The sequence below is a fragment of the Grimontia sp. NTOU-MAR1 genome (genome assembly GCF_035758505.1).
GTDB lineage: Bacteria > Pseudomonadota > Gammaproteobacteria > Enterobacterales > Vibrionaceae > Enterovibrio > Enterovibrio marinus.
In genome coordinates, this window is the sequence record NZ_CP142108.1 from 3,233,521 (window position 1) to 3,247,485 (window position 13,965).

The following is a 13,965-nucleotide window of genomic DNA, read 5'->3' on the forward strand; positions in this document are numbered from 1 at the left end:
CAGGATTTTTTCTCTATGAGTCTTAATTTCCTTGAATTTGAACAGCCAATTGCGGAATTGGAAGCAAAAATCGAAGCCCTGCGTGTAGTGTCCAAGCGTGGCGACGAAGCTGAGGCTGTCAACCTGGACAAAGAAATCGAGCAATTGGAGACCAAAAGCATCGAGTTGACGAAGAAAATCTTCAGCGATCTAGGTGCTTGGCAGGTTGCACAGCTGGCACGTCATCCACGCCGTCCATATACACTGGACTACGCGGATCTGATCTTCACTGAGTTTGAAGAGCTAGCAGGCGACCGCGCATACGCCGATGACAAAGCAATCGTTGGTGGCATGGCACGCATTGATGGCCGTCCAGTGATGATTATCGGCCACCAGAAAGGTCGTGAAACCCGTGAGAAAGTGATTCGTAACTTCGGTATGCCAAAACCAGAAGGCTACCGCAAAGCACTGCGTCTGATGAAGATGGCTGAGCGTTTCAATATGCCAATCGTCACTTTCATTGATACAGCAGGCGCATACCCTGGCGTAGGTGCAGAAGAGCGTGGCCAGTCTGAAGCGATTGCTCGTAACCTGAAAGAAATGGCAGGTCTGACTGTGCCAGTCATCGTTAACGTGGTTGGCGAAGGTGGCTCTGGTGGTGCGCTGGCGATTGGCGTGGGCGATTACGTGAACATGCTTCAGTACTCTACTTACTCAGTCATTTCGCCAGAAGGGTGTGCGTCTATCTTGTGGCGTGATTCAGACAAAGCACCACAAGCAGCAGAAGCGATGGGTATGACTGCGCCTCGTCTGAAAGAGCTGGGCCTTATTGATAACATCATCGAAGAGCCGATGGGCGGTGCACATCGGGATTTTGCGAAAACTGCAGAAAACATCAAAGCATTGCTGGTGGGCCAGTTGGAAGAACTCTCGCAACTTGACTCAGATAACCTCCGTGAGCGTCGTTACCAGCGTCTGCTGAGCTACGGTTATTGCTAAGCGCAAACTGTTTGATTAAAAAGGGCCGAATGGCCCTTTTTTCGTATCTGATGCTATGATTCGAAAAATTCGTCTTTTTCGAAGTGTCTATGTTGTTCTCTCTGTTTGAATCTGTCCTTGATAAACACACGCCTGAACCACGCCAGATAGTGCTGGCTTTCAGTGGTGGCATGGACTCACGTGTAATGCTTGATTTGCTCGCCACTTATCGGGATATCCACCCTCAGCATCACTATCTGGTTATTCATGTCCATCATGGTTTAAGTCCAAAGGCTGATACTTGGCTGGCTCAATGCGAGCGATGGGCTGGAGAGGCTGATTTTGCATTCAAGGGTATTCGAGTGTCACTATCCCTTCAGGGAGAGAGCCTCGAAAAAGCAGCGAGGGATGCGCGGTATCAGGCCATTTTGAACTCAGTAGATGATAATGCACTGGTATTGACCGGCCAGCATGCCGACGATCAGGCAGAAACTTTTTTACTAGCGCTTAAGCGTGGTAGTGGCCCAGCGGGGTTGGCTGCCATGCCTGAAATCCGTCCGATGGAACATGCTGTGTTATGTCGTCCTTTACTTGAGGCAAACAGAAAGACAATTGAGGAATATGCTGAATCTCAGGGGCTTAACTGGGTAGAAGATGAAAGCAATCTGGATAACCGTTTTGACCGTAACTTTATCAGGCAAGAATGGCTACCTAAGGCGACCCAGCGTTGGGTAGGGTTGGTGAAAGCGATTAATCGCTCTGCTACGCACTGTGCTGAACAAGAGCAGCTTCTAGATGAATTATTGGTTCCCTACGATGCTGATGTGATAAGTGAAGACGCCACACTGAGTATCAACAACATAAGCAATTACTCTGCGGCATTACAAACGGCTCTGGTTCGGCGTTGGTTAAAAAAAGTGGGTGGGGTTTCTCTGTCGAAAGTACAGTTAGATCAGGTTTTTTCGTCTGTCATAAACGCAGCACAGGATGCCAATCCAGCACTGAAGATCTCTCAAGGGGAAGTTCGTAGGTATCAGGGAAAGCTTTGGTTTGTTGCGCCTAACCATGATGTTTCTGATTGGTGGTCGATGGTGACTTTTGATCAAATGGTTCAATTGCCGGACAAACTAGGGAAGCTGCAACTGGTGTTGGGAAAAAACTGTGGTGTTGGGATTAAACTCCGTGCCCCAATGGCAGACGAGCCAGTAAGGGTCAGTTTTGATCCGGAAGGCTTATCAGCGCACCCGGAAGGGCGGCAAGGTAAAAGAAAGCTGAAAAAGCTGTTTCAGGAGTATGGTGTCCCGAGTTGGCTTCGCCGCAGAACACCGATTTTATTTTATGGTGACACGGTAGCAGCCGTTGGAGATTTGTTTGTTTGTAAAGATTATGTGGGGGATGAGTGTGAGCTTGTCTGGCACAAATTCCATGCATTGAATGCGTGAATACCTTTTACGTGCAACAATTTAACAAAACTGAAAAACAATAAAGCGAGGAAGCAATGAAACAACTCTTACCTATAGGTCTGGCTGCCATGATGATGGCTGCGCCCTCATTTGCTGCAGGAGATGCAGAAGCTGGTAAAGCAAAAGCGGCAATTTGTGCGGCTTGCCATGGTGCTAACGGCATTGCGATGATCCCAGGATATCCCAATCTTGCAGGTCAGAATGAGCAATATATTGTGTCCGCATTGAAAGCTTATAAAAACGGTGAGCGTACCGGCGCGCAGGCGATGGTCATGAAGCCTCAGGCAGATATGCTGAGTGATGCGGATATGGCAAATCTGGCTGCATACTTTGCAAAAATGAAATAGTCGCCAAAACGAATGAAAGTGAAAACCACGGTAGCAGCCGTGGTTTTTTTATATCTGTTCACTGGCTGAAATGTTAAAGAAGATAATTGATAACACCCTGATCGCAATATTTTATTTTGTCTGAGTGTTTTTTGCTCGATCAAACTTTCTGCTATTGCAGGTAAATCTAGGTTTTACTATTGTACTAGCTCACTGATACGCTGTGAGAGGTAAAACAATGGCAGTAGGACGCGAACATTTTAGTTCCAGACTCGGTTTCGTTCTGGCAGCAGCAGGTGCTGCGGTCGGTCTGGGTAATATCTGGGGATTCCCAACGCAAGCAGCAAGTAACGGTGGTGGTGCCTTTCTTATTGTCTACCTCTTGATGATCCTCATTGTTGCGTACCCAATGCTGGTAGTTGAAATGGCGATTGGCCGCCATGGTCAGGCCAACCCTATCGACAGTATGAGAAAATTGGGGCGGTCTCCGTTATCTAAAATACTCGGTGGAGGTGTAGGCCTTATCGGCCTGTTGGTGCCTTGTCTTGTTTTGGCTTTCTATAGCATCGTCGGTGGCTGGCTAATTTCTTACTTGCTTGCCGCAGGTGCAGAGCTTATGTGGCTTCATGACACTGCAATCTGGTTGAAGGGCTTCTCGGTTGAACGAAATCTTTTGGGCGCGGGTCTTTTCTATCTGCTAACTATCCTGATTGTTCAGGCTGGTGTGAAAGAAGGTATCGAGAAATGGTCAACACGCCTGATGCCAGCACTCTTTATTCTGTTCGCTGTGCTTTTCATTTACGTGATGACATTGCCTGGTGCCACCGATGGTTTGGCGCACTATCTCATCCCTGACTTTTCCAAAGTGATGGATAGCGATCTGATTCTAGCCGCAATGGGGCAGGGCTTCTTCTCTTTGACCATTGGTGGATGTTCTATGTTGATTTACGGCTCGTACCTCAGCCGGAAAGAGAATCTGCCCAAAATGGCGTTGAATGTCACATTGGTAGATACAGCAGTCGCTGTCATTGCAGGCTTGGTTATCCTACCTGCTATGTTTGCTGCCATGCATCAGGGCGTTGAGATTTATGACACAAACGGCGCGCTGCTGAGCTCATCAACACTGGTTTTTGATGTTCTGCCAATGCTATTTGAAGGGCTTGGCGTGGTTGGTACTTTCGTTGCTCTCGTCTTCTTCCTGTTGATGACGATTGCTGCACTGACATCATCGATTTCTATGCTCGAATGCCCTGTTGCGCTAATGAGTGAGCGCCTTGGCACAAAACGTTCCGTTGCAAGCTGGTTGTTGGGGGGGGTTATCGCTGCTTTCAGTGTGGTGATCGTGTTTAACTTTGGCGAGCTGTTTGGCTTAGTAGCGACGATCGCAACACAGTACTTCCAGCCAATTGCCGCACTTCTTTTCTGTCTATACGGTGGTTGGGTATGGAAACGCACCCAGAAACTGGAGGAACTTAGACAGGGCTATGACGATATTGAGCAAAGTTTGTTCTGGAAAGTCTGGCCTCTGTACGTGAAGTTTGCCTGTCCGGTTTTGGTCATTGCCGTGATTTGGATGTCATTGGTTTAAATCAACCCAAAGAAAACAAAAACGGAAGCCCAAGGCTTCCGTTTTTCATTGTTATTATTCTACGATTAACGGAATTGGTTTTGATCGGCCATGTATTCAAAACCTGCAGAGGCGAGTTTTGTTTTCAGTGCTTCGGCATCAACATCAAAATACTTCGCTAATTCTTCCAAGGAAGAGAAATCATCACGTAACTTCATGTTCACGATACTCATCAACATAATGGTGTCCATGGTTTCAAAGTTCTTCAGATCCATCATGCATCCTCATGGTCACTGATCAGAAGGTTAGCTGCTGCGAATGCCGCCTGTTCGCGGAGAGCTTCTGGCGCTTGCTCGTCAGAAGCGACTGCGTTCAATGCACGTACAGCACAAGCAATCGCTTTAGGAATAAAGCCTTGTTCTCCACTGCCAATTTCTGAATAACGTTGACGGATTAGGTCGCAACAATCGTAGACTTTCATAGCCACTCCTTGAATAAAACTGGAGCCAATATAACGCAAAAAGGCTCCAGAAAGGAGCCTTGAAAGCAGTAGTCTATAACTAAACAAACTGAACTTTGCATCTTCAGTTTGTTCGACCTGAAAGGGTTAGCGACGTTTATGCTTATTGCGGTACATGCCGCGGTCAGCCCGCTCAAACATCGACACGTTACTGTCACCCTGACGATATGCAGAGCAACCAACAGAGCTAGAGATATAGTGTGCCGTCAGCAGAGGATCTTTTGCGATGAGAGCTTTGAGTCGATCATTCACCAATTGCGCTGATTCGCGGGTTGCCGGGGTCAGAATGACCGCAAATTCATCACCGCCTAGACGGTAGCAACGGTCAGAGGCGCGGATGGCTTCTTTAAGTAGCAGTGAGAAGCGGCGCAGTACTTTATCACCATCGAGGTGGCCATAAGTGTCATTCACTTGCTTGAAGTTATCCATGTCGAAAATCATCAGGATCAAACCGTGGTCATTACGCTCAGTCATTGCTATAGACTGGCGGAGGTCTTGCTCAAAGCTGGTTCGGTTATTTAAACCGGTCAGGCTATCAAGCAGCGCGAGGTTGCGAACGCGGTTGTATTCGATCGCATTGCTTAAAGGGCCTGCAAGCAGCTTGTGATAGGTATGGATGAGCGCAATTTCGTCATCATCAAGTTTATATGGTGTGCTGTATTGCAGCATGCCGAGTGAGGTGTTGGCGAACTTGAGTGAGAAGGTTTGTCGATACTCTGAAGCACCACCACGGCGGACGATATGGGAGATCTCTTCGTGCTCCCAGATCAGTCGGGTGATGTCGATTTGCTTTTCTAACTCTCTGGTAAAAACTTCAAACAGAGGATCGATATCCAATCTTCCTTGAAGTTTCTGCAGCACCATAAGACGCTGATCCGCACCCAGAGGAACACGACGAGATTGAATCGCCGCTTTTTTTACTTGTTCCAGTTGCGTACTCATCGAAATTGCCTCAGAAGCCAAAAACTATCACTGTTTATGCTTTAATCAACAAAAGCAAAAAGCGTTCCAGTTCTACTGAGCTTATGTGCTTCATCCGGTGCGCAGGGGTTACTCGTCAGAGAGAAAGGCTGCTAAATCGGACCGACGATTCTGAGCGTCTTGATATCCCATGTCAATTAAGTGGTTGATATATTTCGGCTCAAATAGCAGATAGCTGGTTATCGCTGCATCTTCAATAGGGCTAATGCCCAGAATTCTCATCAGACCTCTTACTGCGATAGGCATATGACAGTAGTAGCGCTCAACCAATGACTCAAAGGGTTCAGAAGGGTAAAGGTGAAAGGCATCGACTTGCCGTAGCGCCAATTTTTCCGCTTTTGCCTTTGCCATGTTACCAACCAGCGTGTTCATCCTATCCAAATGCTCAAGGTCCGCAGAAAGTGTGTCTGCAAAGATAGCATCCATCAAATGACCACCAAGAGTTGCCAGCCCAGGAGCATGCGCAAGTCCATGATTTTTAGATGGCTGTTTAGGGTTCAAGTCGATAATTAACACCTGATCTGCCCCCATTTTCAAAGCTGGGCGAAGTGGGGCAATTTGGTGAACAGAGCCATCTCCATAATAGCTATGCCCGATCTGCGAAGCTGGAAAAACGATTGGAATGGCAGAAGATGCCAGGAGATGTTCTGTCGTGATCTGACAAGGAACCCCTATCGCACGGGATCGTGTCCAAGGCTCAATACAAGATTGCCCCTGATAGAAAGTGACGGACTTACTGGTTTGATAATTCGATGCTGTAATTGCCAGCCCTCGCAAATTCCCTGCGAGGATTTGATGTTCTATCTTACTGAAATTCAGCACGTTATTCAGTAAAGCACGCAGTGGCCGGTTATCGAGAAGGCCAAAGGGCGGTGCGCAGTGATACTGGGCTTGCATACGGGCAAAACCCTGACGACCGATATGATGGAACATGCCTGACAAAGAACTGCTAAACACATCTTTGGTTGTCAGGTTTGTCCAAAGCCAAGACAGTTTTTTGACGCCAAGTCGGAAACATGACGTATGGCAAGCAAGGGAGGTGGCATTCAGTGCACCTGCTGAAGTTCCACAGTAGATAGTAAATGGACTGTGGTGCACGCGGGGGTACCATTCCGCAATCGCTTTCAACACGCCAATTTGATAGGCCGCACGCGCACCACCACCTGTTAACAACAGGGCGATATTCTTTCGGGGAAAGCTTGAACGCGCGGAAGACGACATAGTCTATACCTATCTGATTTTGCTTATCTTAAGTATGAACCAGAAGCGATTCTTCTGAGAGGCTGATGCTTTTGAACTACTCAAAGTTGCTGGCTGACTGTGATCTACAGCTAAAAGAAACTGACGATTTTGTTATTGCCTCTTAGTAGGAGAACGTCGGATGGTATATTTCTATTCAATAGCACTCATAAAGAATATGAAATGGCATTTTCAGTACGCGCTTTGATCGCTGATGACGACAAAGCTTCTGCCAAATTGGTGGAAGTATTACTAAAAAAATGGGGAATCGAAGCGGTGGTCGCACATGATGGTTGGGAGGCACTGGAGTATATCATGCAATTTGATCCACCTTCATTACTGCTTCTCGATTGGGAAATGCCAGGTTATAACGGTATCGAGCTTTGTCAGAAAGTTCGCAAGATCGATATGAAAAATCCCCCATACATTATTATATGTACTGCACGGGACAGCGCAGAGCACATTGCAGAAGGTCTTAACCAAGGGGCGAATGACTTTGTTACTAAGCCATTTAATACTCAGGTATTAAAAGCAAGGGTAGAGGTAGGGTGCAGAACACTAAAGCTTCAGGCAAGACTGGTAGAAGCCATGACCAGACTGGATCGCCTTGCAAGCTTTGATGAACTGACAGGACTATTGAACCGCCGTGCTTTATTCGAAAGAGTTCATGAGGATCTCTCCCGTGCAATGAGAACGGAAAGCCGACTGTGTTTTGCTGTATGTGATATCGATTGGTTTAAACGTATTAATGATAAGTATGGTCATCCGGCAGGAGATGCGATTCTGCGTCAATTAGGAGCGCTGTTGAGCCAACAACTCAGGTTGTATGACAGGGTTGGGCGTATTGGTGGTGAGGAGTTTCTGTTGCTGTTCAGTGTGAAAGACGTAGTTCGTGCTAATAAGGTACTGGAACGCATTAGGCAGGAAATCGAAAAGTGCCGCTTTGAATTCGAAGGCAAGGTGATTCCGGTCACCATGAGCTTTGGTGCCACTTTTGTGACACCGGACGATAAAGTCGAGCGAGTTGAAGTTTACTTCAGCCATGCGGACAAGGCGCTATACAAGTCAAAAGAACGAGGACGGAACCTCGTTACATTCTTTGATGATTGCATATAAAAAACGCCTCCAAATGGAAGCGTTTTTCGATTCAGTCAGTGGAATTAGGCCAGTTTCGTTTTCACAAACTCAACCATGTTTTCCATCTCAACTGGCACTTTCTCGCCGTCACGGCGGTGCTTATATTCAAACACGCCATTATCCATACTGCGCTCACCGATAATGATAGTGTGTGGTACACCCATCAGTTCCATATCTGAGAACATGACACCAGGACGTTCTTTACGGTCATCGAACAGAACTTCAACGCCCGATGCAGTAAGGTCCGCGTACAGCTTTTCTGCTGCTTCTTTAACGCGCTCAGATTTATGCATGTTCATTGGGACAATAACAACGGTAAACGGTGCAATCGCGTCAGGCCAGATGATGCCGTTGTTGTCGTGGTTCTGCTCAATTGCAGCGGCGAGAACACGTGAAACGCCGATGCCGTAACAACCCATTTCAAGAATGGTATTCTTACCGTCAGCACCCAGCACGCCACAGTTCATCTTCTCAGAGTAGTTAGTACCTAACTGGAAAATGTGACCCACTTCGATGCCACGTTTCAGAAGGATAGTACCTTGACCACATGGGCTTGGGTCACCTTCAACCACGTTACGGATATCAGCCACTTCACCTAGCTCAACGTCACGACCCCAGTTAATGCCGAAGTAGTGTTTGTCATCGATATTTGCGCCCGCGCCGAAATCACTCATTGCTGCAACACTGCGGTCAACAATGAAAGGAACGGTCAGGTTAACTGGACCCAGTGAGCCAGGACCCGCATTCACAATCGCACGAATTTCTTCTTCTGTCGCGAATTGCAGCGGCATATCAACCTGTGGAAGCTTCTCGGCTTTGATTTCGTTTAATTCGTGGTCGCCACGAACCAACAGCGCAACCAGATCAGCTTCAATAGCGTCAGACGCTTTCACAAACAGTGTCTTAACGGTTTTCTCGATTGGTAGGTCAAACTGCTCAACCAGTTGTGCGATGGTTTTCGCATCTGGTGTATCTACCAGCGTCATTTCCTGAGTTGGTGCAACGCGCTCACCGGAAGGTGCAACGGCTTCTGCCATTTCAACGTTCGCGGCATAATCTGACTCTGTTGAGAATGCGATAGTATCTTCACCGCTGTTTGCCAGAACGTGGAATTCGTGTGATGCAGAACCACCAATCGCGCCTGTGTCAGCCAGCACTGGACGGTAATCCAGACCCATACGATCAAATGCCGCACAGTAAGCAACGTGCATTGCTTCGTATGACTGCTGCAAGCCTTCTTTGTCGATATCGAAGCTGTATGCATCCATCATTGAGAATTCACGCGCGCGCATCACGCCGAAACGTGGACGTACTTCATCACGGAACTTGGTCTGGATCTGATACAGATTCAAAGGCAGTTGCTTGTATGAGTTCACTTCATTACGAACAAGAGAGGTGATCACTTCTTCTGCCGTCGGGCTCAGAACAAACGGACGCTCGTGGCGATCAGTGAAGCGAAGTAATTCAGGCCCCATTTTTTCAGAGCGGCCTGTCTCTTCCCATAGCTCAAACGGCTGAACTACGGGCATCAGAGTTTCAATCGCACCTGCGTTGTTGATTTCCTGACGAACGATGTTTTCAACCTTTTGCAGTACGCGCAAACCGGTTGGCAGCCAGGTGTACAGACCTGAAGCCAGTTTGCGGATCATACCGGCACGCAGCATCAGCTGGTGGCTGATCACTTCTGCGTCGTTTGGCGTTTCCTTCAAAGTAGAAAGAAGGTATTTACTGGTACGCATCTAAGCTATCCGTTTATCTAATTACAGTATGGAGGGTATAAGGGCGTCATATTAACAGCGAGAACCCTATTCGCCAAAGGCTTCTATTGCTGTCACCTTGATTACAGGTTCAGCGACAGTAAACTTCACATTTAGGTCAAAGAGGTGAACTGCATACTCCTTGGTATCAGCTTTTCCCTTTTTATAGGCAGGGCGTGGATCTTGAGCGAGTACTTCACTAATCACCTGTTGCTTATTTTTGGCTTCTTTATCTTTGGCTAAGAAGGCCAAAGGTTGAGGGTCAAACTGGACATCGAGTGTTTGAGGCGCTTCTGCAGCATATCCACCCGCAGCATCTTCTATTGAATCCGAGTAAGGAATGTAAGGCTTGATATCGATGACTGGCGTGCCATCAACAAGATCGCAACTCCCAATATCAACGATTATCTTGCCGCCTTCTTTACGGACCCCTTTCAAAGGCACGACCGACATACCGATACCATTAGGTCTGAATGTAGCGCGGCTGGCAAACACGCCAATACGTTCATTGCCACCAAGGCGGGGTGGACGGACTGTTGGTGTCCAACCTTGCTCGAGGTTTTGGTCAAACAAGAAAAGAATCCAAAGGTGCGAGAATTGTTCAATACCACGCACTGTGTCTTCATTGCATGCTTCACCCTCTAAAACGACAGATGCCAAAGCACTTGGCGCAAGTCCTGGTTGACGAGGGACGGCGAATTTCTCTTTATAAGGAGATTCAATATGACCGACAGGCGTCAGGGAATATTTCATGCTGGTTTTACTCATTAGGCAATCAATGGAACTTTACCACACTCGTCAAGATGGCCTAACAATCGTGGATGCTTGCGTTGGCAATGCGTGTCATAATCGCAGCGTAATAATGTATAGAGGGTAGCGCTTTGGCTAGACCAGCGGTTTTTGTCGATAGAGATGGTGTGATCAACGTTGATCACGGTTATGTCAGTACAACAGATGACTTTGAATATATAGATGGCGTTTTCGATGCCTGCCGAGCATTGAAAGAAATGGGCTATCTCCTTGTGCTGGTGACTAATCAGTCTGGTATCGCCCGTGGCTACTATACGGAAGATGAATTTCTCAACCTGACTGAATGGATGGATTGGAACTTCGCTGATAAAGGCGTGGACTTTGACGGTATCTACTACTGCCCGCACCACCCTGAATATGGTGATGACAAATACAAGCAAGATTGTGATTGCCGTAAACCTAAACCCGGTATGTTTTTCTCTGCGCGAGACTTCCTCAAGATCGACATGGAAAGTTCTGTGATGATTGGGGACAAGGCGGACGACATGCGTGCAGCTGAAGCGGCAGGTATTTCAACCAAGATTCTGGTTCGTACTGGAAAGACGGTCTCAGAGGAAGGTGAAAAACTCGCAACTGCAGTACTGGATAGCATTACAGATGTGCCTGAATACCTGAAAAAGTGATATCTGAAATTAAAATCGGATTAAATGAAACAGAAAAAGCAGCCCAAATTGGCTGCTTTTTTGTCTCTTTGGTTGCCTTTTGAGCGCTTGAGCGTTTTTTTAGAAAAAAAGCTACTTTTTCCTAAGAAAGGTATTGCCAACAAAAAATCTCTCCCTATAATGCGCTCCTCGTTGGCACGGCAAAGTTCGCAGCTAACACGAGGAAAGCAAAAGTGCTTGACTCGAAAAAAGAGTTGAGTTTAAATCTCACTCCGCTCAGCAAGGCTGAGCGAGTTCTTTAACAATTTGACCTATGCAATCTGTGTGGGCACTCGTGATTGATAGACAAAAGATTTATCGATGTTTACTGAGTGACCAAACGAAAACTCTACGGAGTTATCGGCACAGTCAATTCGTTCTGCTCTTTCTTTACTTTGTAGAGAGGGGGTAGAACACAACAGTATTTCATCGAGCCAAAAACTTTAATTGAAGAGTTTGATCATGGCTCAGATTGAACGCTGGCGGCAGGCCTAACACATGCAAGTCGAGCGGCAGCGACAATAAAGATTCTTCGGATGATTTATTGGGCGGCGAGCGGCGGACGGGTGAGTAATGGCTGGGAACCTGCCTGGTAGAGGGGGATAACCACTGGAAACGGTGGCTAATACCGCATGATGTCTTTGGACCAAAGAGGGGGACCTTATGGCCTCTCGCTACCGGATGGGCCCAGTTGGGATTAGCTAGTTGGTGAGGTAAAGGCTCACCAAGGCGACGATCCCTAGCTGGTTTGAGAGGATGATCAGCCACACTGGAACTGAGACACGGTCCAGACTCCTACGGGAGGCAGCAGTGGGGAATATTGCACAATGGGCGCAAGCCTGATGCAGCCATGCCGCGTGTGTGAAGAAGGCCTTCGGGTTGTAAAGCACTTTCAGCCGTGAGGAAGGCATTGTACTTAATACGTGCAGTGTTTGACGTTAGCGGCAGAAGAAGCACCGGCTAACTCCGTGCCAGCAGCCGCGGTAATACGGAGGGTGCGAGCGTTAATCGGAATTACTGGGCGTAAAGCGCATGCAGGCGGTCTGTTAAGCAAGATGTGAAAGCCCCGGGCTTAACCTGGGAAAGTCATTTTGAACTGGCAGGCTAGAGTCTTGTAGAGGGGGGTAGAATTTCAGGTGTAGCGGTGAAATGCGTAGAGATCTGAAGGAATACCGGTGGCGAAGGCGGCCCCCTGGACAAAGACTGACGCTCAGATGCGAAAGCGTGGGGAGCAAACAGGATTAGATACCCTGGTAGTCCACGCCGTAAACGATGTCTACTTGGAGGCTGTAGTCTAGAACTGTGGCTTTCGGAGCTAACGCGTTAAGTAGACCGCCTGGGGAGTACGGTCGCAAGATTAAAACTCAAATGAATTGACGGGGGCCCGCACAAGCGGTGGAGCATGTGGTTTAATTCGATGCAACGCGAAGAACCTTACCTACTCTTGACATCCACAGAAGCCGGAAGAGATTCTGGTGTGCCTTCGGGAACTGTGAGACAGGTGCTGCATGGCTGTCGTCAGCTCGTGTTGTGAAATGTTGGGTTAAGTCCCGCAACGAGCGCAACCCTTATCCTTGTTTGCCAGCACTTCGGGTGGGAACTCCAGGGAGACTGCCGGTGATAAACCGGAGGAAGGTGGGGACGACGTCAAGTCATCATGGCCCTTACGAGTAGGGCTACACACGTGCTACAATGGCATATACAGAGGGCAGCGAGACAGCGATGTGAAGCGAATCCCAGAAAGTATGTCGTAGTCCGGATTGGAGTCTGCAACTCGACTCCATGAAGTCGGAATCGCTAGTAATCGTGGATCAGAATGCCACGGTGAATACGTTCCCGGGCCTTGTACACACCGCCCGTCACACCATGGGAGTGGGCTGCACCAGAAGTAGATAGCTTAACCTTCGGGAGGGCGTTTACCACGGTGTGGTTCATGACTGGGGTGAAGTCGTAACAAGGTAGCCCTAGGGGAACCTGGGGCTGGATCACCTCCTTAACGATACTATTAATGCCAGTGTCCACACAGATTGTATAGGTTGAAAAAGTAAAGAGTGGTCGAGGTTCCCAAACCTCGATATTGTGTTTTTCGGTATGATGTTGCTTCTCGCAAGCTCGTCACTCCACTAACACAACGTTAGCGAAACATGTTTCGCTGACAACCGTTGCGTCCCATTCGTCTAGAGGCCTAGGACACCGCCCTTTCACGGCGGTAACAGGGGTTCGACTCCCCTATGGGACGCCACTGGGTCGTTAGCTCAGTTGGTAGAGCAGTTGACTTTTAATCAATTGGTCGCAGGTTCGAATCCTGCACGACCCACCATCTTCTTCCACAGAGGATGTAAAACTCAGTTTGGGTTTTGCCTTTTCGAAGGTGAACGCAAACGTATGTGGGCGATTAGCTCAGTTGGGAGAGCACCTCCCTTACAAGGAGGGGGTCACTGGTTCGAGCCCGGTATCGCCCACCACTTTCGGGGCTATAGCTCAGCTGGGAGAGCGCTTGCATGGCATGCAAGAGGTCGACGGTTCGATCCCGTCTAGCTCCACCACTCTTTAAGTGTTCTTGTGAG

At 48.0% G+C, this 13,965-nt stretch carries 12 protein-coding genes, 4 tRNA genes and 1 rRNA gene; 11 read left to right on the top strand and 6 right to left on the bottom strand.

Annotated elements, in window-relative coordinates; translation table 11 throughout:
* Positions 1-15: 15 nt before the first annotated feature.
* From accA to VP504_RS15030, 4 genes are all read left to right on the top strand, one after another.
* Complete coding sequence (gene accA, locus VP504_RS15015; RefSeq protein WP_325891882.1) at positions 16-978, top strand: acetyl-CoA carboxylase carboxyl transferase subunit alpha; 963 nt, start codon at positions 16-18, stop codon at positions 976-978.
* Positions 979-1,067: 89 nt separating this feature from the next.
* Positions 1,068-2,399 (top strand): tRNA lysidine(34) synthetase TilS, encoded by a 1,332-nt coding sequence (tilS, locus tag VP504_RS15020; protein ID WP_325891883.1) that lies wholly within the window; start codon positions 1,068-1,070, stop codon positions 2,397-2,399.
* 56 nt (positions 2,400-2,455) lie between these two features.
* Positions 2,456-2,767, top strand: a complete 312-nt coding sequence (locus VP504_RS15025; RefSeq protein ID WP_325891884.1) for a c-type cytochrome — start codon at positions 2,456-2,458, stop codon at positions 2,765-2,767.
* Between the two features lie 217 nt (positions 2,768-2,984).
* Positions 2,985-4,334 (top strand): sodium-dependent transporter, encoded by a 1,350-nt coding sequence (locus VP504_RS15030; RefSeq protein WP_325891885.1) that lies wholly within the window; start codon positions 2,985-2,987, stop codon positions 4,332-4,334.
* Between the two features lie 65 nt (positions 4,335-4,399).
* Here the strand turns inward: VP504_RS15030 and VP504_RS15035 are convergent, their stop codons facing one another.
* The 4 genes from VP504_RS15035 to VP504_RS15050 all read right to left on the bottom strand — a co-directional run bounded on the left by VP504_RS15035 (position 4,400) and on the right by VP504_RS15050 (position 7,035).
* Positions 4,400-4,588, bottom strand: coding sequence for a DUF4250 domain-containing protein (locus tag VP504_RS15035; RefSeq protein WP_062706155.1), 189 nt, complete (start codon positions 4,586-4,588; stop codon positions 4,400-4,402).
* Positions 4,588-4,794, bottom strand: a complete 207-nt coding sequence (locus tag VP504_RS15040) for a YaeP family protein (RefSeq protein ID WP_325891886.1) — start codon at positions 4,792-4,794, stop codon at positions 4,588-4,590. The genes VP504_RS15035 and VP504_RS15040 overlap by 1 nt, the downstream gene beginning before the upstream one ends.
* Before the next feature lie 126 nt (positions 4,795-4,920).
* On the bottom strand, positions 4,921-5,775 hold the full coding sequence (locus tag VP504_RS15045) for a GGDEF domain-containing protein (protein WP_325891887.1): 855 nt from the start codon (positions 5,773-5,775) through the stop codon (positions 4,921-4,923).
* A 108-nt stretch (positions 5,776-5,883) separates the two neighbouring features.
* Entirely contained in the window at positions 5,884-7,035 is a 1,152-nt protein-coding gene (locus VP504_RS15050; protein ID WP_325891888.1) for a patatin-like phospholipase family protein, read from the bottom strand.
* Positions 7,036-7,236: 201 nt separating this feature from the next.
* Between VP504_RS15050 and VP504_RS15055 the strand changes: the two genes are divergently transcribed.
* On the top strand, positions 7,237-8,169 hold the full coding sequence (locus tag VP504_RS15055; RefSeq protein ID WP_325891890.1) for a GGDEF domain-containing response regulator: 933 nt from the start codon (positions 7,237-7,239) through the stop codon (positions 8,167-8,169).
* Positions 8,170-8,213: 44 nt separating this feature from the next.
* On the opposite strand, the gene VP504_RS15060 is transcribed toward VP504_RS15055, so the two are convergent.
* Together VP504_RS15060 and tsaA are read right to left on the bottom strand one after the other, a co-directional pair.
* Positions 8,214-9,929 (bottom strand): proline--tRNA ligase, encoded by a 1,716-nt coding sequence (locus VP504_RS15060; protein ID WP_325891891.1) that lies wholly within the window; start codon positions 9,927-9,929, stop codon positions 8,214-8,216.
* A gap of 66 nt (positions 9,930-9,995) precedes the next feature.
* Positions 9,996-10,700 (bottom strand): tRNA (N6-threonylcarbamoyladenosine(37)-N6)-methyltransferase TrmO, encoded by a 705-nt coding sequence (gene tsaA, locus VP504_RS15065; protein ID WP_325891892.1) that lies wholly within the window; start codon positions 10,698-10,700, stop codon positions 9,996-9,998.
* A gap of 128 nt (positions 10,701-10,828) precedes the next feature.
* Here tsaA and gmhB point away from each other — a divergent pair, with 128 nt between their 5' ends.
* The 6 genes from gmhB (at position 10,829) to VP504_RS15095 (ending at position 13,944) form a co-directional block, all read left to right on the top strand.
* The gene (gene gmhB, locus VP504_RS15070) at positions 10,829-11,380 is read left to right on the top strand and encodes a D-glycero-beta-D-manno-heptose 1,7-bisphosphate 7-phosphatase (protein ID WP_325891893.1); all 552 of its coding nucleotides are present in this window, start codon (positions 10,829-10,831) and stop codon (positions 11,378-11,380) included.
* Positions 11,381-11,842: 462 nt separating this feature from the next.
* Positions 11,843-13,394: ribosomal RNA gene (locus VP504_RS15075) — 16S ribosomal RNA — on the top strand.
* A gap of 170 nt (positions 13,395-13,564) precedes the next feature.
* A tRNA-Glu gene (locus VP504_RS15080) sits at positions 13,565-13,640 on the top strand.
* 2 nt (positions 13,641-13,642) lie between these two features.
* Positions 13,643-13,718: transfer RNA gene (locus tag VP504_RS15085), tRNA-Lys, on the top strand.
* 69 nt (positions 13,719-13,787) lie between these two features.
* A tRNA-Val gene (locus tag VP504_RS15090) sits at positions 13,788-13,863 on the top strand.
* A 5-nt stretch (positions 13,864-13,868) separates the two neighbouring features.
* A tRNA-Ala gene (locus tag VP504_RS15095) sits at positions 13,869-13,944 on the top strand.
* Positions 13,945-13,965 lie beyond the last annotated feature (21 nt).